Origin of the sequence: Shewanella inventionis, assembly GCF_019931735.1 — a bacterium.
Lineage (GTDB): Bacteria > Pseudomonadota > Gammaproteobacteria > Enterobacterales > Shewanellaceae > Shewanella > Shewanella inventionis.
The window spans coordinates 601,359-623,810 of record NZ_CP082926.1 but is presented as its reverse complement, the minus strand read 5'-3'; the positions used below and the strand labels follow the sequence as shown (position 1 = coordinate 623,810).

At 43.4% G+C, this 22,452-nt stretch carries 18 protein-coding genes, 6 tRNA genes, 3 rRNA genes and 2 pseudogenes; 5 read left to right on the top strand and 24 right to left on the bottom strand.

The window, feature by feature from the left end; translation table 11 throughout:
• Positions 1-10 precede the first annotated feature (10 nt).
• From rplL to K8B83_RS02885, 11 genes are all read right to left on the bottom strand, one after another.
• Positions 11-379: a 50S ribosomal protein L7/L12 gene (rplL, locus tag K8B83_RS02935; RefSeq protein WP_188740710.1), complete on the bottom strand. Its 369-nt coding sequence runs from the start codon at positions 377-379 to the stop codon at positions 11-13.
• Between the two features lie 54 nt (positions 380-433).
• Entirely contained in the window at positions 434-934 is a 501-nt protein-coding gene (rplJ, locus tag K8B83_RS02930) for a 50S ribosomal protein L10 (RefSeq protein ID WP_188740711.1), read from the bottom strand.
• A 285-nt stretch (positions 935-1,219) separates the two neighbouring features.
• Positions 1,220-1,921, bottom strand: a complete 702-nt coding sequence (rplA, locus tag K8B83_RS02925) for a 50S ribosomal protein L1 (RefSeq protein WP_188740712.1) — start codon at positions 1,919-1,921, stop codon at positions 1,220-1,222.
• A gap of 4 nt (positions 1,922-1,925) precedes the next feature.
• Positions 1,926-2,354 (bottom strand): 50S ribosomal protein L11, encoded by a 429-nt coding sequence (gene rplK, locus K8B83_RS02920; RefSeq protein ID WP_160056465.1) that lies wholly within the window; start codon positions 2,352-2,354, stop codon positions 1,926-1,928.
• Positions 2,355-2,483: 129 nt separating this feature from the next.
• Positions 2,484-3,035, bottom strand: coding sequence for a transcription termination/antitermination protein NusG (nusG, locus tag K8B83_RS02915; protein WP_188740713.1), 552 nt, complete (start codon positions 3,033-3,035; stop codon positions 2,484-2,486).
• 10 nt (positions 3,036-3,045) lie between these two features.
• Positions 3,046-3,417, bottom strand: coding sequence for a preprotein translocase subunit SecE (gene secE / locus K8B83_RS02910; RefSeq protein ID WP_188740714.1), 372 nt, complete (start codon positions 3,415-3,417; stop codon positions 3,046-3,048).
• A gap of 267 nt (positions 3,418-3,684) precedes the next feature.
• Complete coding sequence (tuf, locus tag K8B83_RS02905) at positions 3,685-4,869, bottom strand: elongation factor Tu (protein ID WP_188740705.1); 1,185 nt, start codon at positions 4,867-4,869, stop codon at positions 3,685-3,687.
• Positions 4,870-4,977: 108 nt separating this feature from the next.
• A tRNA-Thr gene (locus K8B83_RS02900) sits at positions 4,978-5,053 on the bottom strand.
• Positions 5,054-5,063: 10 nt separating this feature from the next.
• Positions 5,064-5,137, bottom strand: a tRNA-Gly gene (locus tag K8B83_RS02895).
• Positions 5,138-5,173: 36 nt separating this feature from the next.
• Positions 5,174-5,258, bottom strand: a tRNA-Tyr gene (locus K8B83_RS02890).
• A 7-nt stretch (positions 5,259-5,265) separates the two neighbouring features.
• Positions 5,266-5,341: transfer RNA gene (locus K8B83_RS02885), tRNA-Thr, on the bottom strand.
• Positions 5,342-5,563: 222 nt separating this feature from the next.
• Between K8B83_RS02885 and coaA the strand changes: the two genes are divergently transcribed.
• Positions 5,564-6,514: a type I pantothenate kinase gene (gene coaA, locus K8B83_RS02880; protein WP_188740715.1), complete on the top strand. Its 951-nt coding sequence runs from the start codon at positions 5,564-5,566 to the stop codon at positions 6,512-6,514.
• A gap of 40 nt (positions 6,515-6,554) precedes the next feature.
• On the opposite strand, the gene birA is transcribed toward coaA, so the two are convergent.
• Together birA and murB are read right to left on the bottom strand one after the other, a co-directional pair.
• Complete coding sequence (birA, locus tag K8B83_RS02875; RefSeq protein ID WP_188740716.1) at positions 6,555-7,514, bottom strand: bifunctional biotin--[acetyl-CoA-carboxylase] ligase/biotin operon repressor BirA; 960 nt, start codon at positions 7,512-7,514, stop codon at positions 6,555-6,557.
• Positions 7,514-8,524 carry a UDP-N-acetylmuramate dehydrogenase gene (murB, locus tag K8B83_RS02870; RefSeq protein ID WP_188740717.1) on the bottom strand — a complete coding sequence of 337 codons (1,011 nt, stop codon included), beginning with the start codon at positions 8,522-8,524 and terminating at the stop codon, positions 7,514-7,516. The genes birA and murB overlap by 1 nt, the downstream gene beginning before the upstream one ends.
• Positions 8,525-9,075: 551 nt before the next feature.
• Here murB and K8B83_RS02865 point away from each other — a divergent pair.
• Positions 9,076-9,225 (top strand): annotated as a pseudogene (locus K8B83_RS02865) (IS630 family transposase); the annotation flags it as partial.
• Here K8B83_RS02865 and K8B83_RS02860 read toward each other — a convergent pair.
• From K8B83_RS02860 to K8B83_RS02845, 4 genes are all read right to left on the bottom strand, one after another.
• Positions 9,206-9,637, bottom strand: a complete 432-nt coding sequence (locus tag K8B83_RS02860) for a helix-turn-helix domain-containing protein (RefSeq protein ID WP_223419146.1) — start codon at positions 9,635-9,637, stop codon at positions 9,206-9,208. The pseudogene K8B83_RS02865 and the gene K8B83_RS02860 overlap by 20 nt on opposite strands.
• A gap of 200 nt (positions 9,638-9,837) precedes the next feature.
• Positions 9,838-11,472 carry an IS66 family transposase gene (gene tnpC, locus K8B83_RS02855; RefSeq protein ID WP_223417497.1) on the bottom strand — a complete coding sequence of 545 codons (1,635 nt, stop codon included), beginning with the start codon at positions 11,470-11,472 and terminating at the stop codon, positions 9,838-9,840.
• 23 nt (positions 11,473-11,495) lie between these two features.
• Positions 11,496-11,813, bottom strand: a complete 318-nt coding sequence (tnpB, locus tag K8B83_RS02850; protein ID WP_086904928.1) for an IS66 family insertion sequence element accessory protein TnpB — start codon at positions 11,811-11,813, stop codon at positions 11,496-11,498.
• Entirely contained in the window at positions 11,810-12,169 is a 360-nt protein-coding gene (locus K8B83_RS02845; protein ID WP_086904927.1) for a hypothetical protein, read from the bottom strand. The genes tnpB and K8B83_RS02845 overlap by 4 nt, the downstream gene beginning before the upstream one ends.
• 77 nt (positions 12,170-12,246) lie before the next feature.
• Here K8B83_RS02845 and K8B83_RS02840 point away from each other — a divergent pair.
• Positions 12,247-12,874: pseudogene (locus tag K8B83_RS02840) on the top strand (IS630 family transposase); the annotation flags it as partial.
• 138 nt (positions 12,875-13,012) lie between these two features.
• Here the strand turns inward: K8B83_RS02840 and rrf are convergent.
• From rrf to K8B83_RS02815, 5 genes are all read right to left on the bottom strand, one after another.
• Positions 13,013-13,128, bottom strand: a 5S ribosomal RNA gene (gene rrf, locus K8B83_RS02835).
• A 204-nt stretch (positions 13,129-13,332) separates the two neighbouring features.
• A 23S ribosomal RNA gene (locus tag K8B83_RS02830) occupies positions 13,333-16,236 on the bottom strand.
• Positions 16,237-16,545: 309 nt separating this feature from the next.
• Positions 16,546-16,621: transfer RNA gene (locus K8B83_RS02825), tRNA-Ala, on the bottom strand.
• Between the two features lie 145 nt (positions 16,622-16,766).
• Positions 16,767-16,843, bottom strand: a tRNA-Ile gene (locus K8B83_RS02820).
• Between the two features lie 123 nt (positions 16,844-16,966).
• Positions 16,967-18,509, bottom strand: a 16S ribosomal RNA gene (locus tag K8B83_RS02815).
• The 16S, 23S and 5S rRNA genes sit together here with 2 tRNA genes alongside, the layout of an rRNA operon.
• A 657-nt stretch (positions 18,510-19,166) precedes the next feature.
• On the opposite strand from K8B83_RS02815, the gene K8B83_RS02810 reads away from it, so the two are divergent.
• Positions 19,167-19,613 carry an RNA recognition motif domain-containing protein gene (locus tag K8B83_RS02810; RefSeq protein WP_188740635.1) on the top strand — a complete coding sequence of 149 codons (447 nt, stop codon included), beginning with the start codon at positions 19,167-19,169 and terminating at the stop codon, positions 19,611-19,613.
• A gap of 39 nt (positions 19,614-19,652) precedes the next feature.
• On the opposite strand, the gene murI is transcribed toward K8B83_RS02810, so the two are convergent.
• Positions 19,653-20,432, bottom strand: a complete 780-nt coding sequence (gene murI / locus K8B83_RS02805; RefSeq protein WP_188740634.1) for a glutamate racemase — start codon at positions 20,430-20,432, stop codon at positions 19,653-19,655.
• A 129-nt stretch (positions 20,433-20,561) separates the two neighbouring features.
• Between murI and trmA the strand changes: the two genes are divergently transcribed.
• Complete coding sequence (trmA, locus tag K8B83_RS02800) at positions 20,562-21,659, top strand: tRNA (uridine(54)-C5)-methyltransferase TrmA (protein ID WP_188740633.1); 1,098 nt, start codon at positions 20,562-20,564, stop codon at positions 21,657-21,659.
• Between the two features lie 70 nt (positions 21,660-21,729).
• Here the strand turns inward: trmA and fabR are convergent, their stop codons facing one another.
• On the bottom strand, positions 21,730-22,347 hold the full coding sequence (gene fabR, locus K8B83_RS02795) for an HTH-type transcriptional repressor FabR (protein WP_188740632.1): 618 nt from the start codon (positions 22,345-22,347) through the stop codon (positions 21,730-21,732).
• Positions 22,348-22,452: the final 105 nt, after the last annotated feature.

Sequence of the window (22,452 nt, the reverse complement as noted above, 5' to 3'; positions counted from 1 at the left end):
AAGCTATAGCTTACTTGATTTCAACAGAAGCACCAGCTTCTTCTAATTCTTTCTTAAGCGCTTCAGCTTCTTCTTTGCTTACCGCTTCTTTAACAGCGATTGGCGAAGATTCAGCCATAGTCTTAGCTTCTTTTAGGCCTAAACCTGTAGCGCCACGTAGAGCTTTAATAACTGCTACTTTGTTGTCGCCGTGTGAAGTAAGAATTACGTCGAATTCTGTTTGCTCTTCAGCAGCTGCAGCAGCATCGCCACCGCCAGAAACTACTGCAGCAGCAGCAGAAACGCCGAACTTCTCTTCCATTGCTTCGATTAGTTCAACAACTTCCATTACAGACATTGCTGCAAAAGCTTCTAAAATTTGGTCTTTAGTGATAGACATTAGAAATATTTCCTATTGTTCTGAATTCAATTTGATTAAGCGGCCAACTTAAAATTAAGCGGCGTCTTGTTTTTGATCGCGAAGGGCGGCCAATGTACGAACGAACTTGCCAGCAGATGCTTCTTTCATAGTCATCATCAACTGAGCTAGTGCTTCTTCGTATGTTGGTAGTTTCGCTAAACGATCAATATCAGCTGCAGGGATAAATTCCCCTTCGAAAGCTGCACCTTTAACTTCAAACTTAGCATTTGTTTTAGCGAAATCTTTTAGAAGACGCGCTGCAGCACCTGGGTGCTCAGTAGAAAATGCTAGTAAAGTTGGGCCAGTGAAAGTTTCGGCTAGGCACTCAAAAGCAGTACCTTGAACAGCGCGACGAGCTAGAGTGTTACGTACTACACGTACATAAACACCGTTAGCGCGAGCTGTTTTACGCAAAACAGTCATAGCACCTACAGTTACGCCACGTGAATCAGCGGCAACTGCAGAAAGTGCACCTTTGGCAGCTTCGTTGACTTCAGCAACAATTGCCTTTTTGTCTTCGAGTCTTAATGCCATTGGCTTTACTCCTGGATTCTACCTAGGGATATCCCTAGAATTTACCAAACTAAGCACAACATGTACTTAGTTACTTACGGTGCAGATATTCCAGTAAAAAATTTTAGCTGGGGCCTGACACCGTCTACGCAGGAAATTAAGTTAACCTTACGATTGACACCTGCGGTCTTGGACGGAAGCTCATCTATTAACCAACAAACCTAAATAATTAGGCAAAAGTTAGGTAAAAGGAGCTTCAACCCACAAAGTGCGCGCATTATAGACTAATCCGCGCATTTTGTAAAATTACTTAGCGTCTTCCAAGCTAGCTTGGTCAACCGAAACACCTGCACCCATAGTGGTAGAGATGCTTACTTTTTTCACGTAAACGCCTTTTGCAACTGCAGGCTTAGCCTTTTTCAGTGCAGACACTAACGCTTCTAAGTTGTCTTTTAACTGTTCAGCAGTGAAATCCACTTTACCAATAGTAGTGTGGATAATACCGTTTTTGTCGTTGCGGTAACGAACTTGACCAGCTTTAGCATTTTTAACTGCATCAGCAACGTTTGGCGTTACTGTACCAGTTTTAGGGTTAGGCATTAGACCACGTGGGCCTAAGATTTGACCTAACATACCAACAACGCGCATTGCGTCTGGTGATGCGATAACAACGTCAAAGTTCATTTCGCCAGCTTTAACTTGTTCAGCTAAATCTTCCATACCTACAAGTTCAGCGCCTGCAGCTTTAGCAGCTTCAGCGTTTGCACCTTGAGTAAATACAGCAACACGAACGTCACGACCAGTACCGTGTGGTAGTACAGTAGCACCACGCACGTTTTGGTCTGATTTACGAGGATCGATACCAAGGTTAACAGCTACGTCAACACTTTCTACGAATTTAGCAGTTGCCAATTCTTTTAAAAGTGCTACTGCTTCATTGATGTCATACTGTTTAGTTGCATCAACTTTTTCGCGGATTACGCGAGCGCGCTTAGTTAGCTTTGCCATTATATTAGTCCTCTACTACCAAACCCATTGAACGTGCAGTACCTTCAATTGAGCGAGTCATCGCTTCAATATCAGCACCAGTCATATCAGCGGCTTTAGTTTCAGCAATTTCCTGAACTGCGCTACGCTTGATAGTTCCTACTTTTTGAGTGTTAGGACGGCCAGAACCTGATTTCAAACCAGCTGCTTTAAGCAGTAGGAAAGACGCAGGTGGAGTCTTAGTTTCAAAAGTGAAAGAACGGTCGTTATATACAGTGATAACAACAGGAATTGGCATGCCTTTCTCGAACTTTTCAGTACGAGCGTTGAATGCTTTACAGAATTCCATGATGTTCACACCTTTTTGACCTAAAGCAGGACCAACTGGTGGAGACGGGTTTGCAGCACCGGCTGCTACTTGTAGCTTAATATAAGCTTCAATTTTCTTTGCCATGTCGACATTTCCTCTATTTGGGTTCAAACGCATTTCGGCGACATGCCAATTTGCTCCCCTGAAAACAACGGGTGCGAATTATAATAAAATACGCACCCGCAAACAATATTTATTTTGTAGTTATTTTAATCAGCTTTTTTCAACCTGATTAAAGTCTAACTCTACTGGTGTTGAACGACCGAAGATCATCACAGAAACCTTAACGCGGTTCTTATCATAATCCACTTCTTCAATCGTGCCATTAAAGTCCGCAAATGGACCATCACACACACGAACAACTTCACCAGGCTCAAACATAACACGATGAGTCGGTGACTCGATGGTGTCTTGTAAACGCTGAAGAATAGCATTGGCTTCTTTATCAGAAATCGGCGCTGGACGATCTGAGGTTCCACCAATAAAACCCATAACACGTGGAATACTCTTCACTAAATGCCAGCTATCATCGTTCATTTCCATTTGGACTAATACATAGCCTGGAAAAAACTTACGCTCGCTTTTACGACGCTGACCCGCACGCATTTCAACTACTTCTTCCGTTGGGACCAAGATCTCACCGAAGTAGTGTTCCATGTTATGCATTTTGATATGTTCTAATAGTGTTTTTAGTACACGACCTTCATAACCTGAAAAGGCTTGAATTACATACCATCTTTTTTTCGCTTCTGTAGCTTCAGTCATTTTTAGATGCCTATACGCCAGTAATTAAATTGACTACTCGTAACAATACTGCATCTAATCCCCAAAGGACTAATGCAACCACACCTGTTGCGGCAAGTACGATAAAGGTAGTATTTAGGGCCTCTTGGCGAGTTGGCCACACCACTTTACGCACTTCAATGTGTGCTTCGCGGGCAAATGATAACGCTTGCTTACCCTTGATAGTTTGCAATGCAATAACACCTGCAATAGCAAAGGCAATAATTACCCCAGCAACACGAGCTACAACATTTGCATCTGCGTAAAATTGATTGCCTATAACAGCAGCAGCAATGAGCAATGCTGCCACGCCCCACTTAACGATATCCAAAGAATTACTCTGGTTTTCAGTATTTGTTGTCATCGGTTAATTCCGTTACTCACTACGACCTGAGCTTAACTTGGTAAAAACATATTTACCAAATCTGCATTTCCCGAGCTTTCCCAGAAAATGCATAAGCACAGGGTCAAAAATCGGCCATAGATTGTATTCTTATTCAGCTTTGTTCGCAACAATACAGGTAAAGTTAGCGTAACAATTTAACCAAAAAAAACAATTAATCTGTGATTTTTGCCAAAAACAAAAAAAGGAAGCCGAAGCTTCCTTTTTTAGTGTCAACTAAAGTCGCTATTACGCGATGATTTTAGCTACAACACCAGCACCAACTGTACGGCCACCTTCACGGATAGCGAAACGTAAACCGTCGTCCATCGCGATTGGGTAAATCAAAGTAACAACCATCTTAACGTTGTCACCAGGCATAACCATTTCTACGCCTTCTGGTAATTCGATAGTACCAGTCACGTCAGTTGTACGGAAGTAGAACTGTGGACGGTAGCCTTTGAAGAATGGAGTGTGACGTCCGCCTTCTTCTTTTGATAACACGTATACTTCTGATTCGAATGTAGTGTGTGGCGTGATTGAACCAGGCTTAGCTAGTACTTGACCACGTTCTACGTCATCACGCTTAGTACCACGTAATAACACACCACAGTTCTCGCCTGCACGACCTTCGTCAAGCAGTTTACGGAACATTTCTACACCAGTACAGGTTGTCTTAGTAGTCGCGTGAACACCAACGATTTCTACTTCGTCTGATACACGTACAATACCACGCTCAACACGACCAGTTACCACTGTACCACGACCTGAAATCGAGAATACGTCTTCGATTGGTAGTAGGAATGGCTTATCGATGTCACGCTCTGGCTCTGGAATGTAAGAGTCTAGTGCTTCTGCAAGCTCAAGAATTTTGCCTTCCCATGCTGCATCGCCTTCTAACGCTTTTAATGCAGAACCTTGAATAACTGGTAAGTCATCACCTGGGAAGTCGTATTCTGATAGAAGTTCACGAACTTCCATTTCTACTAATTCTAGTAATTCTTCGTCATCTACCATGTCACATTTGTTCATGAATACGATGATGAAAGGTACACCTACCTGACGTGAAAGTAGGATGTGCTCACGAGTCTGTGGCATTGGGCCGTCAGTCGCTGCTACTACTAGGATTGCGCCGTCCATCTGTGCAGCACCAGTGATCATGTTTTTAACATAATCCGCGTGACCTGGACAGTCTACGTGAGCGTAGTGACGTGATGGAGTGTCATATTCGATGTGAGAAGTATTAATTGTAATACCGCGCTCACGCTCTTCTGGAGCGTTATCGATTTGAGCGAAGTTCTTAACTTCACCACCATAAGTCTTAGACAATACAGCAGAGATAGCTGCTGTTAAAGTTGTTTTACCATGGTCAACGTGACCGATGGTGCCTACGTTTACGTGTGGCTTAGAACGTTCAAATTTAGCTTTTGCCATGGTATTGCCTCAATCCAATAGTTTGGTGATGAAAACACACATATAGTAAAAAATCCGATGCATAATATGTCATCGAATTAGGTTTATTTAGGAGTTAGTGTGACAGGCTGGTGCTGATAGGCAGATTCGAACTGCCGACCTCACCCTTACCAAGGGTGCGCTCTACCAACTGAGCCATATCAGCAATCAAATTTTGGAGCGGATGGCGGGAATCGAACCCGCGTTATCAGCTTGGAAGGCTGGAGTAATACCATTATACGACATCCGCGCAACCTAACATAGGCTACCTAACTACCTAGAAAAATGGTGGAGGGAGAAGGATTCGAACCTTCGAAGGCTGAGCCGTCAGATTTACAGTCTGATCCCTTTGGCCACTCGGGAACCCCTCCAGTAAAATGGTGCCGGCACCAAGAGTCGAACTCGGGACCTACTGATTACAAGTCAGTTGCTCTACCAACTGAGCTATGCCGGCATGTCATTTCGGGTTCGGATATTAGGTAAATGTGCTCAGGAGTGCAATAGATAAATGCGAAAAAACCTAAAAAAAGTTTCAAATGACGTTTTTTTAGTCGTGTTTTTTCAAAAAAGCACAATTTCTAGGCGAATCTATTCATCATAATGACAAATCAATAGCAAAGTATTGTCGCCTATTATTCGATAGTGTAATGTGCCTGACCAACCTAGAGGAATGGTTATGACTTCAATAAACTCAATACAAGACGCACTTTACTTTGCTTTTCAGCGTGAGCATTGGGCTGAATTACGTAAATCAGTGCCACTCACATTGAGCGAAGCAGAACTAGAAAATCTTCGAGGAATGAATGAAAAACTTTCTTTAGACGAAGTGACTGATATCTATTTACCTCTGAGTCGTTTATTGAACCTTTTTGTTGACTCAAAACAACAGCGCGGTCTTGTTTTGGGTAAGTTTCTTGAGCAAAAAAATTCCCCAAGCCCTTACATTATTAGTATCGCCGGCAGTGTCGCTGTAGGTAAAAGCACTACAGCACGTATCTTGCAAACACTTTTACAGCGTTGGCCAGAACATCCAAAGGTCGATCTGGTTACTACTGATGGCTTTTTATACCCGCTAGCAGACTTAAAGCGTAAAGGCTTGTTACAACGTAAAGGATTTCCTGAAAGTTACGACATGAAAATGCTAGTCGAATTTATTTCATCTGTGAAAGCGGGTGATAAAGAGGTGCTAGCGCCACTGTATTCTCATGTGACGTATGATAGATGCCACGATCAACACCAGGCTATTAGACAACCTGACATCTTGATTCTTGAAGGCCTTAATGTTCTGCAAACTGGCCTTGATACACCAATAGATACAAGACGCCCATTTGTGTCTGATTTTGTGGACTTTTCTATTTATGTCGATGCAGAAGAGTCACTGCTAAAACAGTGGTACAAACAGCGATTTTTACAATTCAGAAAAGGCGCATTTAGCGATCCAGAATCTTTTTTCCATCATTACTCAACACTCAGTGACGATGAAGCTAACGTAATTGCAGCAAATATTTGGGATACGATTAACGGGCCTAATTTACAACTTAATATTCAACCAACACGGGAAAGAGCGCATCTCATTTTACAAAAAGGCCCCAACCACTTAATGAATAAAGTGTTACTTCGAAAGTGAAGATAATGAAAGCCTAAAAGCTAGGCTTTCACAATGTAGCTTAACTTGCTCTTACGCTAATCTCACCACCCACATAAGCAGATATGCCTTGTTCGTTCTCAATCAAAATCGCACCTTGCTTATCTATACCGCGGCAAATTCCAGAGATTGAATTTGGCGACATCAGTAGAGTTATTTCACGGTTAATAAATAAATCGTTCTCATTCCATCGCGCTAAAAATGCGGATAAACCTTGTTGTTCAAATAACGCTAAATCATGCTTAAGTTGTTGATGTAAGTTAACTAAAAGCTGGGTTTTATCTGGCATGGTTGTCATTGAAGACAAATCATTCCAGGGTTGATCAATAAGCTCGCCCTGTTGTGCAGACATGCTCATATTAATCCCAAAACCAATAACCAACTCAACTTGCTCAACGCTGTGATGGTTAAGCTCTATAAGAATGCCAGCTAGCTTTTTATGGTCTAAATAAATGTCATTTGGCCATTTTAAACCTAAGCCTTCCACACCTAAATTCTGCAACGTTTTTACAATAGAACATCCAACAACCAAACTTAAACCACTTGCATATGACAAGTCATGATTAAGCCGCCAAAACAAAGATGCATAGATGTGATGACCATATGGCGATAACCATTGACGCCCACGCCGACCTCGACCAGCAGATTGATACTCGGCTATACAGATATCACCCGATGCAAGCTCTGCAGCATGCCCTAACATGAATTCATTTGTGCTTGTTATTTCATCAAAATAAAAGCAACGATCATCGATCGTGTTTACCAACGAATTTTCGTTAATCAACGAAATTGGGGTGGCTAGCTTATAACCTTTACCCTTAACGCTATAAATCTCAACACCGTAGTCTTTCAAGGCATCGATGTGCTGATTTATGGCAGCGCGAGTTATCGATAATTGTTGAGCTATAGCTTCGCCAGAAACAAAAGCAACATGACTGAGTAAAGCTAAAATTTGCCTTTTCCGTAACCAATGATCATTCATTAGATTTCAATCTCCCCGACCGCACCAATTATTCTTGGTTCAACTTGCAACGTGACAGAAAATTTTTCATTCACAACGCTAATAATGTGGCGCGCTAATTGGCACACTTGTTCGCCAGTCGCATTTTTCAAATTAACTAATACTAAAGCTTGGTCTTGATGGACAGCAGCGTCACCGACCCTAAAACCTTTAAGGCCAGATTGTTCAATTAACCAGCCAGCTGCTAACTTGTACTGACCATCATCTTGTTGATAAGCAACTAAATTGGGGTAATGATTTAATAGTTCTGAGTAGACAGTTGAATGTACAACTGGATTTTTAAAAAAGCTGCCCACGTTACCTAACACTTTGGGATCTGGCAACTTAGAACGACGAACATTGCATACACAGTCAAATATTTGCTTCGCTGTCACAGTAGATGGATCCAGCGATTGCAATGGACCATAGCTCAGTACTGGCTGCCAATTCTTTGGTATTTTTAGTGTCACTTGTGTTATAACGGCCAGATTTTTTAGCTCTTGCTTGAAAATTGAATCTCGATAACCAAATTGACATTGATCATTACTGAAAGTTAACAGCTGTTTTGTATCAAGGCGTAAAAACTCAACCTCATGACAATATCGATTAAACTCAACACCATATGCGCCAATGTTTTGTATTGGAGCCGCACCAACACTGCCGGGAATAAGCGCCATGTTTTCAAGACCGTAAATCTTATTGTTTAAACAAAACTCAACAAGATCATGCCAGCCTTCACCTGCTTGTACACATAAGTAATAAAACTTGTCATCATCAGTGACCTTAATGCCTTTTGTTGCAATATTAACAACAGCACCCAAGTAATTTGCAGTAAAAACTAAATTACTGCCACCACCTAAAATCAACAGAGGCTGTTTTGCATATAAACTATTACAGGTTTCAATTAGATCAACCTTTGACGTCACACTAATGAGTGAAGAGCAATGCTGCTGAAGACCAAATGTATTCAGTTCTGTTAGTGAAATCGGCATATGATGGTTTCATCTGTAAATAATAGGGCTATTGTACATGAAGTTAACCTGTGTACCCATCCCGAAAATTTAACAGACTAATAAACCAAATGTTTTGCGTTAATTATTTCACTCATTTGCCATGAGACTAGTCTGCTAGCGCAATAACCCTCCGTCCAACTTATAGAAAATTGAGGGTAAAGAGCTGCACGGTCCTCATGACCTTTCTCAAAATTTCACAAAAAATGATATTAAACATTTCATAATGATTTATGAAACATCATTGGCCTGTGTTTGAAGACATTTAGGTTCTAGCCTGCAGCAATGACGCAGACTCTGGTTAAACAACGCTTATTAACGATCTGTCATCATTACATTTGTGATACAAATCAAGATAAATATGTATTCAGAGATTGCATAGCAAAGATCGCATAGAATCAGACAAAAATCGCAACTAGCTCGTTGTTCAACCTTCAACATTTTTAACGACGTTATAAGCGGTGTTAACCAGTAAGAATGATCACTTTCTTGTGTTGATTGCCATAAATCCCATTGAGTAGGTTCATTAACGACTACGCCAGCATTGTCTCGCTAATCGTAGTTTTAAAGATTTTAATGATATTGTTGAGGAATGCTGTCGTGCATGGAATACATTCATTGAGTGCAAGGACAGGGTAAAAAGATTGTGTCACAGAGATTGGGCTAAACTGGGAAGTCTTTAATCGTAATTGGTATAAACCCCAGCTTATGCAATAACCAATAAATATGTGAATGGCTATACGAGACATCGTATTTTGAGGTGATAAATTCCTGAATATCCCGTGCGGTTAAGCGGCCACCTTTGGTGGAATGTGCCGCATCCTTAACAAACAGGTACACTTGCTCTTTCTGCTTAGTGGTCAATCGACTCTTTTTACCTATGCGAGGCTTGTCATCTAGACCAGCTAAACCTTGGTTCAAGAAGCTTGATACCCAATCATTCACACTTCGACGGCTGACATTTAAGCGCCTGGCGACTTCTGAGCGGTTATTAATTTGCATAAACATCGCAACGGCTAATAAGCGGATCCTCTTATTAGCTTTTTTCTCTTGTTTAGCGTAATTGAGTATTTCTTGGTAGGTTAACGTTTTCATGCATAAACGGGGTTGAATGTTGTGCTGTAATTAGATCACATTTCAATCATAATTGGTATTAGTTGGATAACCAGTCGTTCGTGAGCTTACGGCAGCATGGCGTGACATAAGTAATAAAGCAAAAAATCTGGTTTCTTAAATTTCAGGCACGGCAATACTTAGGCCACTGGCCCAAGCATTGCTTGATTATGAGCGGTTTATTATTGGTATTGGTCGAGATAATTCCAAGGTAGGTATTTTTCAGGATGCTTTTTTGCATCATCCGCATCTCGTTGCAGTCGCGTAAAGTAATCAAATACATTGATGCCTGCTTCATTGCCTGTTGCTATCATCGACGTGATAACATCGCCAATGTTCGCACCGAGTAAGCTTTTACGAAACATCGCATTTTTTCTATCTCGCACCACTATTTTTAACATCGATTCTATGCGGTTATTATCTATTTTTACCCCTTCGTGATGGCAAAATAAACTCAGCCCGTCATAGTGTTTTAAAAAATAACGGATAGCTTTGCCTAGACCGCTATTTTCTTCAATGCTTTCATTAGTAAAGTGCTTTTCACCCCAACTTTTAATCGCTTCAAGTATGGGTAATGAATGTTGCTGATGGTACTCAAGTCGCTCGCGTGCGGTGAGTTCACGTTCAATGGTTGTCTGTTCATTGCGCCAAACTTCACCATAGAGTGTGAGTATATTTTCAACCTCTTCGGGGAAATGATTAATGACATCGACAAACTGGCGCCTTGCATGGCTATTACAAAGTGATGTTTCAACCTCGCAAGTACTTGGCTGATTACTGGCGAGCGCATCACTCATTAATATCGGTGCGACAGTGACTTGTCGTTTGTAGAGTATGCGGTCGATAAACTCACCTGCGTGCCCAATATTGGTTTCAAATAACACAATATCATGGCCCGTTTTTAAGCTGGCAATCACTCCTGATGTATAAACACCTGAGCGCAAGCGTGTTTTCTCGCTATTACGTACTTTCTTTTCAACTGGCTTGGCGTCAAGAATACGGTGGGTGGTGTCATCTAAGTAATAGTGCTTTGCATCGCCAGCCAACTCAAACAAGTGCTGGTAAACAGGATAAATCGCATCACAGACAAGCTCTACTTGGTCAAACACCGTCGACGCAGTGATGTTGACGCCCAATAGCTTTTGGATGTTGCCTTGACGATAAAAAGGTAGCCCTGCAAAGTATTTATAAATCGCCATTAACGCACGCGCAGAGTAACCATATTTTTGATGACTATTACCGTCATGTAATACTTCATCGGGCAGGTTTGCCGTGAAATAGGCACCACACGCATTGCAACGCAAGCGCTCCATAATATGTTGCTCTGGGGTAAAAGGCGTTTGCCCTGTAATGCGCAACAAACTGCCAGGCTCGACTTTATAGACCTTACCTTTCAAACATTCTGGGCAGCTATCCCCTTTATTTACTTCGTTTAACGCATGTTTGATGATAACCGGTTTGACCTGTGTAAAGTCTTCATCCTGTGTTTTTGGTTTTTTACTTTTCTTGCTGGTTTTTTTCTGTGCTTTACACAGGTCGCTTTGTTTTTCTGATGATTTTTCAATCCCAAGTAACTTACGTAATTTATGCACGGTGATACCGTGGTCAGCTAGCTTGTTTTGTGTTGTTGTTAATGTCAGTAACGCATCAAGCAATAACTGATAATCATCAGCGCTAAGCGCAAGATTATTTTCTTTGGCTTCAATCACTCGCTTGATTAAATCATCGAGAGATTGTGCATCGATATCGTTAAAAGGTTTTGCCACAATAAGCCTTTTGCCTGCGGGAATAAAAAAGAGGATGGAGTATGATCCCATTTAAAATGAAATCAAGCGGTTATTTATAATGGGTGGTAATTTCCGCTGAGCAATTGCCGTAAATGTTTGGCGTCCACGGACGTCATGGCACTATTAATGGTTGGCCAGCCAGAGAACTTGCCCTTAGATAAACGCTTTGTCATCAACCAAAAACCGTTATTTTCATAAGCGAGTGCGCGCACCATGGTTTTGTTACGATTAATAAAAACAAACAAGGTACCAGAGCGAGGCTCACAATGAAGGCGTTGTTTACACAGCGTAGCTAACCCATCAATGCCTTGACGAAAATCAGCGGGCTGGGTTGCAATCAAAATGTCGCTATGACGGGTTAAATGGATCATGATTTTATGGCCTCAATTAACTGAGCAAACCGTGTTTCGCTGACTTCGCCAGATACGGCTAAAGAATTGCCATTGTTGAACTTCAGGGAGATAGAAAGCGACTCGGTTATCGGCGTTGCATTGGGTAGTGAAATAAAGTGATTGGATACATCACTTGATGAGTTGGCGGTAAGCCAAGTATTGAATTGCTCATGACTAATACGCAACTTTTTAACAATGGTTGTTTTTGAATAATGCGGTAAAAGGGCGATCGCTTGCTGGCGCAAATTTTCAGGGATTGCACTACCTCGAGAAGGTTTATTGCTTCGCCACTGTTCAAAGTTAGCGAGGGTGTTAAGGAGTTTATCTGGCATCATTGTGACCGGGTTGATTTAGTTACAATGATTAAATCAGGTTAATTGAAATAAGTTGAGCTACGCTGCCGTAAGCTCACAGTCGTTCTAAGCATCCCAAGCAATCTGATGAGGCTCAAGAAACCTTTAAAAAAACTGCAAAATAAAGCGATCGATATACTCCCAGTCCATGTTCCTTTTGATCGCGTTGATATTTGGTTTCAAGACGAAGCGCGATTTGGCCAGCAAAATACAACAACCAGACTTTGGGCTCCAAAAGGCTCTCGACCAAGATCGGTGAGGCAACAACAATTTGAGTACGCTTATCTTTTTGGCGCAATTTGCCCCGCAACCGGTGCAACAGAAGCCCTAGTTACGCCTTTTGTTAATCAAGATGCAATGAGGCAGCACTTGAAACAAATATCAGAAGCCACTGCAAATGACCGTTATGCACTAGTGATCCTTGATGGTGCGGGTTGGCATACGCAAGACGTTGCCGCTGAGTTTGATAATCTCTGGATACTGAAATTGCCACCCTATTCTCCAGAGCTAAATCCCATTGAACAGGTTTGGCAATGGCTACGCCAGCATTGTCTCGCTAATCGTAGTTTTAAAGATTTTAATGATATTGTTGAGGAATGCTGTCGTGCATGGAATACATTCATTGAGTGCAAGGACAGGGTAAAAAGATTGTGTCACAGAGATTGGGCTAAACTGGGAAGTCTTTAATCGTAATTGGTATAAGATAAAGGCTCAATGAAAGCAGTTGACGACGTACTTGCCCATACGCTTACGACCATTAAACGCACAAACCTTAGACGTAAAAAAGCCCGTTGTGTTAGCAACGGGCTTTCGTACTTATTAGGCGTCTGGAAATGACCTACTCTCACATGGGGAGACCCCACACTACCATCGGCGATACTGTGTTTCACTTCTGAGTTCGGAATGGGATCAGGTGGGACCACAGCTCTATGGTTTCCAGACAAAAAATTGTACGGAACAAATTTTTAACGCACTTTAGTGCGGCCCGTTAGGGTCAAATACATGGATGTATTTGATAAAATGTCCCTATTTAACACTCAGTTGAGCATTAAATAATAATTCGAAAAGCTGATTGCTTGAGTATTCTCACACCATTTAAGTGCTCTATTCTAATACTAAGTATTAGTAAAACCCATCTGGGTTGTATGGTTAAGCCTCACGGGTCATTAGTACAAGTTAGCTCAACGCCTCACAACGCTTACACACCTTGCCTATCAACGTAGTAGTCTCCTACGGCCCTTTAGAGGTCTTAAAGACCTAGGGATGACTCATCTTAGGGCTCGCTTCCCGCTTAGATGCTTTCAGCGGTTATCGATTCCGAACGTAGCTACCGGGCAATGCCATTGGCATGACAACCCGAACACCAGCGGTTCGTCCACTCCGGTCCTCTCGTACTAGGAGCAGCTCCCTTCAATCATCCAACGCCCACGGCAGATAGGGACCGAACTGTCTCACGACGTTCTGAACCCAGCTCGCGTACCACTTTAAATGGCGAACAGCCATACCCTTGGGACCGACTTCAGCCCCAGGATGTGATGAGCCGACATCGAGGTGCCAAACACCGCCGTCGATATGAACTCTTGGGCGGTATCAGCCTGTTATCCCCGGAGTACCTTTTATCCGTTGAGCGATGGCCCTTCCATTCAGAACCACCGGATCACTATGACCTACTTTCGTACCTGCTCGACGTGTATGTCTCGCAGTTAAGCTGGCTTATGCCATTGCACTAACCGTACGATGTCCGACCGTACTTAGCCAACCTTCGTGCTCCTCCGTTACTCTTTGGGAGGAGACCGCCCCAGTCAAACTACCCACCAGGCACTGTCCTTACCCCCGATTAGGGGGCCAAGTTAGAACATCAAAACTACAAGGGTGGTATTTCAAGGACGACTCCACTCAGACTAGCGTCCAAGCTTCAAAGTCTCCCACCTATCCTACACATGTAGGTTCAATGTTCAGTGCCAAGCTATAGTAAAGGTTCACGGGGTCTTTCCGTCTAGCCGCGGGTATACGGCATCTTCACCGCAATTTCAACTTCACTGAGTCTCGGCTGGAGACAGCGTGGCCATCATTACGCCATTCGTGCAGGTCGGAACTTACCCGACAAGGAATTTCGCTACCTTAGGACCGTTATAGTTACGGCCGCCGTTTACCGGGGCTTCGATCATGAGCTTCTCTTGCGATAACCCAATCAATTAACCTTCCGGCACCGGGCAGGCGTCACACCGTATACGTCATCTTGCGATTTTGCACAGTGCTGTGTTTTTGATAAACAGTTGCAGCCACCTGGTATCTGCGACTCCCAGCAGCTTAGAGAGCAAGTCTCATCACCGCCAGGAGCGTACCTTCTCCCGAAGTTACGGTACCATTTTGCCTAGTTCCTTCAGCCGAGTTCTCTCAAGCGCCTTGGTATTCTCTACCCGACCACCTGTGTCGGTTTGGGGTACGATTCCTACTAACCTGAAGCTTAGAAGATTTTCCTGGAAGCATGGCATCAACTACTTCATCACCTTAGTGACTCGTCATCAGCTCTCAGCATTCTCATTAAAGAGGTGTTCCCGGATTTGCCTAAGAACACTGCCTACCACCTTAAACGCGGACTACCAACGCCGCGCTAGCCTAGCCTTCTCCGTCTCTCCATCGCAGTTAGCAGAAGTACAGAAATATTAATCTGTTTCCCATCGATTACGCCTTTCGGCCTCACCTTAGGGGTCGACTCACCCTGCCCCGATTAACGTTGGACAGGAACCCTTGGTCTTTCGGCGAGGGAGTTTTTCACTCCCTTTATCGTTACTCATGTCAGCATTCGCACTTCTGATACGTCCAGTGTGGGTTACCCCTTCACCTTCAACCGCTTACAGAACGCTCCTCTACCGCGCACTTCTAATGAAATGCACCCGTAGCTTCGGTGGTATGTTTAGCCCCGTTAAATCTTCCGCGCAGGCCGACTCGACTAGTGAGCTATTACGCTTTCTTTAAATGATGGCTGCTTCTAAGCCAACATCCTAGCTGTCTAAGCCTTCCCACATCGTTTCCCACTTAACATACACTTTGGGACCTTAGCTGACGGTCTGGGTTGTTTCCCTTTTGACGACGGACGTTAGCACCCGCCGTCTGTCTCCCGAGTAGTACTCATTGGTATTCGGAGTTTGCAAAGGGTTGGTAAGTCGGGATGACCCCCTAGCCTTAACAGTGCTCTACCCCCAATGGTATTCGCTCGAGGCGCTACCTAAATAGCTTTCGAGGAGAACCAGATATCTCCCGGTTTGATTGGCCTTTCACCCCCAGCCACAAGTCATCCGCTCATTTTTCAACATAAGTCGGTTCGGTCCTCCAGTTGATGTTACTCAACCTTCAACCTGCCCATGGCTAGATCACCGGGTTTCGGGTCTACGCCTTGCAACTAAACGCGCAGTTAACACTCGGTTTCCCTACGGCTCCGCTATTCGCTTAACCTCGCTACAAAACGTAAGTCGCTGACCCATTATACAAAAGGTACGCAGTCACGGTCTCAAGTACCGCTCCCACTGCTTGTACGTATACGGTTTCAGGTTCTATTTCACTCCCCTCACAGGGGTTCTTTTCGCCTTTCCCTCACGGTACTGGTTCACTATCGGTCAGTCAGGAGTATTTAGCCTTGGAGGATGGTCCCCCCATATTCAAACAGGATGTCACGTGTCCCGCCTTACTCGTTTTCATCTATGGTTAGTTTTCATGTACGGGGCTATCACCCTGTGCCGCTGTGCTTTCCAACACATTCCACTAACACCCCATAGACTTAAGGGCTAATCCCCGTTCGCTCGCCGCTACTAGGGGAATCTCGGTTGATTTCTTTTCCTCTGGGTACTTAGATGTTTCAGTTCCCCAGGTTTGCCTCTTAACGCTATGTATTCACGTTAAGATACTCACTTATGTGAGTGGGTTCCCCCATTCGGACATCGTTAGCTCAAATGCTTGTTACTAGCTCGCCAACGCTTTTCGCAAGTTACTACGTCCTTCATCGCCTCTGACTGCCAAGGCATCCACCGTATACGCTTAGTCACTTAACCATACAACCCAAATGAGTTTCACTTGAGCTATATTGCAACTAGCTGGTTTTTACTTTGATAATTCATGCACTTTCGCACACGAAATCGCCTTAGTTTTAGAATATTCAAGACACTTAAACAGTGTTTTGAGAACTCAATGTTTAATACACCACCTTATATAAAGTCATGCATCAAACGATTTGCAATTAATCACATGACAGACTCATGCAATTAACTACTATCAGCTTTCCAAATTGTTAAAGAGCGGGCTTAAAAAAGCCAAAGATAAAATTTCGTTTATCTTTGGCATCTCTTGACCAATGCAGTAAATGGTGGAGCTATGCGGGATCGAACCGCAGACCTCCTGCGTGCAAGGCAGGCGCTCTCCCAGCTGAGCTATAGCCCCATTTACATGCAGTTGAGATTTTACGTTTACCTTCAAAGAAGGTCTTACCAAAAAATTTGGCTTGCCAATCATTTCTAATCAAGGCGGTTGATAGCGACGTTTAGTTTACTAAACGAGTTATCTTCCAACGCAGAGTAGGAAAGATTGGTGGGTCAGAGTGGACTTGAACCACCGACCTCACCCTTATCAGGGGTGCGCTCTAACCAGCTGAGCTACAGACCCAACGTAATTTCTCTTTCTTTCTATCAAGTAATCTGTGTGAACACTCAAGCACATGGATGTGCTGTGTGCAATAAACGCACGGATGCAGTTTATTGTCACCAAGTATCGAGTTAGTCGTATAGGTAAGGAGGTGATCCAGCCCCAGGTTCCCCTAGGGCTACCTTGTTACGACTTCACCCCAGTCATGAACCACAAAGTGGTGAGCGTTCTCCCGAAGGTTAAACTACCCACTTCTTTTGCAGCCCACTCCCATGGTGTGACGGGCGGTGTGTACAAGGCCCGGGAACGTATTCACCGTAGCATTCTGATCTACGATTACTAGCGATTCCGACTTCATGGAGTCGAGTTGCAGACTCCAATCCGGACTACGACGAGCTTTGTGAGATTAGCTCCACCTCGCGGCTTTGCAACCCTCTGTACTCGCCATTGTAGCACGTGTGTAGCCCTACTCGTAAGGGCCATGATGACTTGACGTCGTCCCCACCTTCCTCCGGTTTATCACCGGCAGTCTCCCTAGAGTTCCCACCATTACGTGCTGGCAAATAAGGATAGGGGTTGCGCTCGTTGCGGGACTTAACCCAACATTTCACAACACGAGCTGACGACAGCCATGCAGCACCTGTCTTAGAGTTCCCGAAGGCACAATCGCATCTCTGCAATCTTCTCTAGATGTCAAGAGTAGGTAAGGTTCTTCGCGTTGCATCGAATTAAACCACATGCTCCACCGCTTGTGCGGGCCCCCGTCAATTCATTTGAGTTTTAACCTTGCGGCCGTACTCCCCAGGCGGTCTACTTAATGCGTTAGCTTGAGAGCCCAGTGTTCAAGACACCAAACTCCGAGTAGACATCGTTTACGGCGTGGACTACCAGGGTATCTAATCCTGTTTGCTCCCCACGCTTTCGTGCATGAGCGTCAGTCTTTGTCCAGGGGGCCGCCTTCGCCACCGGTATTCCTCCAGATCTCTACGCATTTCACCGCTACACCTGGAATTCTACCCCCCTCTACAAGACTCTAGTTCGCCAGTTCCAAATGCAATTCCCAGGTTGAGCCCGGGGATTTCACATCTGGCTTAACAAACCGCCTGCGCACGCTTTACGCCCAGTAATTCCGATTAACGCTCGGACCCTCCGTATTACCGCGGCTGCTGGCACGGAGTTAGCCGGTCCTTCTTCTGTAAGTAACGTCACAGCTAACGAGTATTAATCGTTAACCTTTCCTCCTTACTGAAAGTGCTTTACAACCCGAAGGCCTTCTTCACACACGCGGCATGGCTGCATCAGGGTTTCCCCCATTGTGCAATATTCCCCACTGCTGCCTCCCGTAGGAGTCTGGGCCGTGTCTCAGTCCCAGTGTGGCTGATCATCCTCTCAGAACAGCTAGGGATCGTCGCCTTGGTGAGCCATTACCTCACCAACTAGCTAATCCCACCTAGGTTCATCCAATCGCGAAAGGCCCGAAGGTCCCCTCCTTTCCCCCGTAGGGCGTATGCGGTATTAGCAGTCGTTTCCAACTGTTATCCCCCTCGACTGGGCAGATCCCTAGGCATTACTCACCCGTCCGCCGCTCGCCACCTCAGGAGTAAACTCCCTTGTGCTGCCGCTCGACTTGCATGTGTTAGGCCTGCCGCCAGCGTTCAATCTGAGCCATGATCAAACTCTTCAATTAAAGTTTTTTTGAGACAAAGTCTCGGCTCAATGAATTCTACTGTCATAATTCGCTTCGCTCATAAGAGCTGACGAATTACTCACTGCATTTCTGCAGCGTCATATTTCTATGAACATTCTCATCATTGAGTTAAATTTTTTGATTGCCTACATTCCGAAGAACAAGAAGACAATTTCGAATAACTCAATACCTGTGAATGTCCACACAGATTACTTGATAAATTGTTAAAGAGCGTTGACCGTTTCAGTAGGTCAGGGCTGCGTATTTTACGCATTCCCCTTATGGCGTCAAGTGTTTTTTCAAACTTCTTTTTGCCGTTATCTCTGCTACCTCAGTAGCTTGATAACACTCACCGGTTTTTGCTTTCGCTGTCTGCCGTGTCAGTGGATGCGCATTATAGGCAGCTTCAGATTTAGTGCAAGCGCTTTTAATCACTATTAGATTTGAACGTTGATCTTTTGCTCATATCGCTTCTTTTTTGAGTTTTTTGCTCAAAGAAACCTCTTTAGCTAGATCACAAAATGGTAATTTCTGATATTAAAGCTAATTTTGAGCTCAAATTTTCAACAGCAGTCTGGTTTATCTGGCAAAATTTAATTACTATGTAACGGTTTTTAACAGTTATTTATCATTTTTATATTCATTAGAGATTATTTTATGCAGAAATCATTCGTGATTGTTTTGATTGCGGCGCTTCTTGGCGCTTTTGTTTTTTTTCAGTTTGGCGGTGCATCTTCTTCTGTAGCGTTTATTGCTGGTGTAGTTGTAGCAACGTTAATTTTTACTTTTATGCCAACAGGCTCAGCCAATTCTGCTGATGAACCTTATGTTGGTCCAACTATGACACTTTATGTAGGTAACTTGCCTTACCGTGTACACGAAGGTGAAGTGAAAGCGTTATTTGGTGAATATGGGCCGGTTAACTCTGTACGTTTGGTGCGTGACCGCAAGACAGGCCGTCGTAAAGGTTTTGGATTTGTTGAAATGTCTGAAGCTGGCGCACAAAAGGCAATGGCTAAACTTAATGACTACAGCTTCCAAGAGCGTACTTTAAAAGTGAGAGAGGCTAAGTCTCAAGAATCTTCTGATTCAGACAATAGTTAATTTGTACTTTTGTACTAAAGTGTCAGTTTAGCGAAATTGTTAGTCGGTTATGGTTACCAGCGAAAAATCACTAAAGCCATAATCGACTAATGCTGCTTTTAGCCCTTCTGTAATTCCTTTGGTAAAACACGTTTGTAATTGCTTTGTGCCGTCATGTTCTTTTGAAAGCAAAAATCTCACTCGCTTTGCTATTGCCTCACCCGAATCTAACAGCGTGACTCCTGCTCCTATACAATCACTGATCTCTTTTGCGATCATCGGAAAATGTGTACAGCCGAGTACTAATACATCTATATCGGATTCAATGATTGGCAAAAGAATTGCTTTTAACTGACTTTTGTCGATAACTTTGCCTGCAACATGTTGCTCAGCTAATAATACTAATTCTGATGTGCCAAACAATTCTACTTGGCAATCTCCAGCAAACTGATTAATGAGTTCCTGAGTGTAATCTCGCTTTACTGTGCCTGGTGTTGCCAGCAAGCCAATGTGTTTCTTTTTCGATAATTGTGCTGCAGGTTTGATTGCTGGAACAACGCCAACAATTGGTATAGTCAGTGACTGGCGTAATTGAGGCAGTACAAGTGTACTTGCTGTATTGCATGCCACGATCACTATACTGGCATTGAGACGTTTAGCTTGTTGAGTAATTAATGCAACACAACCGCGGATCAGTTCTTGCTCTGACAAGTTACCATAGGGCAATCGGGCATTATCAAACAAATAGCAGTAGTCATGCTGAGGTAGCTGTTTTCTAATTTCACTCATGACCGACAATCCGCCGATGCCAGAATCAAATACTAATATAGGTCCAGACAATATGGGCTCCAAAGATGAATCTGCTCAATATTAATGGTGATATCATTTTATCATTAGGCGCGTATTACTAGACATCAGCGTCATTTAGTATAATATTTGCGCCCTTTTTTATAGCTTTAGGTGGACAATATGAATTTAGCTGCAATGGATCCTAAAAACTACGATGCCCAATTACAACAAAAGCGCATCAAGCTTGAACAGGCCTTTGCCGATTTCAATCCACCAGCGCTAGAAATTTTTGCATCTGAACCGATGCATTATCGTATGCGTGCCGAGTTTAGAATGTGGCATGAAGGCGATGACTTATATTACTACATGTTTGATAAAGCGCTGAATGCAAAAGTGCGTTGTGACCAATATTTGCCCGCAAGCTTACTGATTAATCAAATGATGGCGGCATTAATTGCAGAACTAAAGCCTAATCCTGCATTACGTCACAAGCTATTTCAAATCGACTTTTTGTCAACGCTAAGTGGTGAAATCTTAGTATCACTTCTTTACCATCGCCAACTCGATGATGAATGGCGTGAGCAAGCTATTCAATTAAAATCTAAGCTGGCGACACAGTTTAATGTCAATATTATTGGCCGCGCACGTAAGCAAAAAATAGACTTAGACAAAGACTTTGTAGTCGAATCGTTAACAGTAAATAAGCAAACATTACACTACAAGCAAATCGAAAATAGCTTTACTCAACCAAACGCGAAAGTATCGGTAAAAATGCTCGAATGGGCGATTGATGCAACGAAGCAAAGCCAGGGTGATCTACTTGAACTGTATTGCGGCAATGGCAATTTCACGATTGCGCTTGCACAAAACTTCAATCGAGTCCTTGCCACTGAATTAGCTAAACCGTCTGTTGATGCCGCTCAATACAACATTGATATTAACAAGGTCAATAACGTTCAAATTATTCGTATGTCAGCTGAAGACTTTAGCGATGCGATGGCCAAAAAACGTCAATATCGACGTTTAGAAGGAATTGATTTAGACAGTTATGATTGCAACACCATCTTTGTTGACCCGCCTCGCGCTGGTATTGATTCAGAGACGTTAAAGTTAGTACAAGGCTACGAGCGAATTTTATATATTTCCTGTAACCCTGAAACCTTAAAAGACAACTTGCTTACGCTAAGCGAAACCCATGAAATTAGCCGATTTGCACTGTTTGACCAATTTCCATATACCGATCATATGGAGTCTGGTGTGCTGTTAGTACGTAAGTAACCTCAACTCATCGTAATTTGCTAGAGGGCGCATTCATTGCGCCCTTGTTATATCGGTAATATCAAAAACCTTAGGTACGATTGTCCATTTTTTGTTGTAATGCTTCTGCGCCCGTTGCCACCATGCGCAGCTGTAATACAAGCTGATCAGCTAATGCTTTACGTTCACTGCGTTTTAAATCTAACGCCGATGCTCCGGCATTAAACACTAAAATCACTAATGCCTCAGCCTGTGCTCTAGCAAGTAATGGCGTGCGGTTGGCTTGCGCTTCGGTGTAGTGAGCGAGTTCAGAAATAAAGTGTTCAATTTCACGCTCTACTGCTGCCCTAAATGCGGCAGATGTTCCTGAACGCTCATGTAATAAAATTCGAAATACGTTCGGATTAGATTCTAATACCTCCATAAAGGTATCAACTGAAATACGAATAACACTGCCACCCGCTTCAGCACGTTGGCGTCCTTTGCGCATCATTTGGCGCAAAGTTAAACCGCCTTCATCAACCATGGTTAATCCAAGTTCGTTCATGTCTTTAAAATGACGATAGAATGAAGTGGGAGCGATACCGGCTTCACGTGCTACTTCACGTAAACTTAAACTCGAAAAACTGCGTTCTGCGCTTAATTGATTAAACGCTGCATCGACTAATGCACGCCGCGTTTTTTCCTTTTGTTGTGCTCTAACACCCATTTACTCATCCATTCAGTCAATATTTAACAACAGATAATACCGTTTTTAATACAGAAACACAGCCCTGTTAAACTTGACCCAAGCCCATCGACTAAGTTAAATTAG

What these genes read in the sequence shown, in the direction of transcription:
- rplL (WP_188740710.1), bottom strand. Translation starts at nt 379, where the DNA reads ATGTCTATCACTAAAGACCAAATTTTAGAAGCTTTTGCAGCAATGTCT.
- rplJ (WP_188740711.1), bottom strand. Translation starts at nt 934, where the DNA reads ATGGCATTAAGACTCGAAGACAAAAAGGCAATTGTTGCTGAAGTCAAC.
- rplA (WP_188740712.1), bottom strand. Translation starts at nt 1,921, where the DNA reads ATGGCAAAGCTAACTAAGCGCGCTCGCGTAATCCGCGAAAAAGTTGAT.
- rplK (WP_160056465.1), bottom strand. Translation starts at nt 2,354, where the DNA reads ATGGCAAAGAAAATTGAAGCTTATATTAAGCTACAAGTAGCAGCCGGT.
- nusG (WP_188740713.1), bottom strand. Translation starts at nt 3,035, where the DNA reads ATGACTGAAGCTACAGAAGCGAAAAAAAGATGGTATGTAATTCAAGCC.
- secE (WP_188740714.1), bottom strand. Translation starts at nt 3,417, where the DNA reads ATGACAACAAATACTGAAAACCAGAGTAATTCTTTGGATATCGTTAAG.
- tuf (WP_188740705.1), bottom strand. Translation starts at nt 4,869, where the DNA reads ATGGCAAAAGCTAAATTTGAACGTTCTAAGCCACACGTAAACGTAGGC.
- coaA (WP_188740715.1), top strand. Translation starts at nt 5,564, where the DNA reads ATGACTTCAATAAACTCAATACAAGACGCACTTTACTTTGCTTTTCAG.
- birA (WP_188740716.1), bottom strand. Translation starts at nt 7,514, where the DNA reads ATGAATGATCATTGGTTACGGAAAAGGCAAATTTTAGCTTTACTCAGT.
- murB (WP_188740717.1), bottom strand. Translation starts at nt 8,524, where the DNA reads ATGCCGATTTCACTAACAGAACTGAATACATTTGGTCTTCAGCAGCAT.
- K8B83_RS02860 (WP_223419146.1), bottom strand. Translation starts at nt 9,637, where the DNA reads ATGAAAACGTTAACCTACCAAGAAATACTCAATTACGCTAAACAAGAG.
- tnpC (WP_223417497.1), bottom strand. Translation starts at nt 11,472, where the DNA reads ATGGGATCATACTCCATCCTCTTTTTTATTCCCGCAGGCAAAAGGCTT.
- tnpB (WP_086904928.1), bottom strand. Translation starts at nt 11,813, where the DNA reads ATGATCCATTTAACCCGTCATAGCGACATTTTGATTGCAACCCAGCCC.
- K8B83_RS02845 (WP_086904927.1), bottom strand. Translation starts at nt 12,169, where the DNA reads ATGATGCCAGATAAACTCCTTAACACCCTCGCTAACTTTGAACAGTGG.
- K8B83_RS02810 (WP_188740635.1), top strand. Translation starts at nt 19,167, where the DNA reads ATGCAGAAATCATTCGTGATTGTTTTGATTGCGGCGCTTCTTGGCGCT.
- trmA (WP_188740633.1), top strand. Translation starts at nt 20,562, where the DNA reads ATGAATTTAGCTGCAATGGATCCTAAAAACTACGATGCCCAATTACAA.
- fabR (WP_188740632.1), bottom strand. Translation starts at nt 22,347, where the DNA reads ATGGGTGTTAGAGCACAACAAAAGGAAAAAACGCGGCGTGCATTAGTC.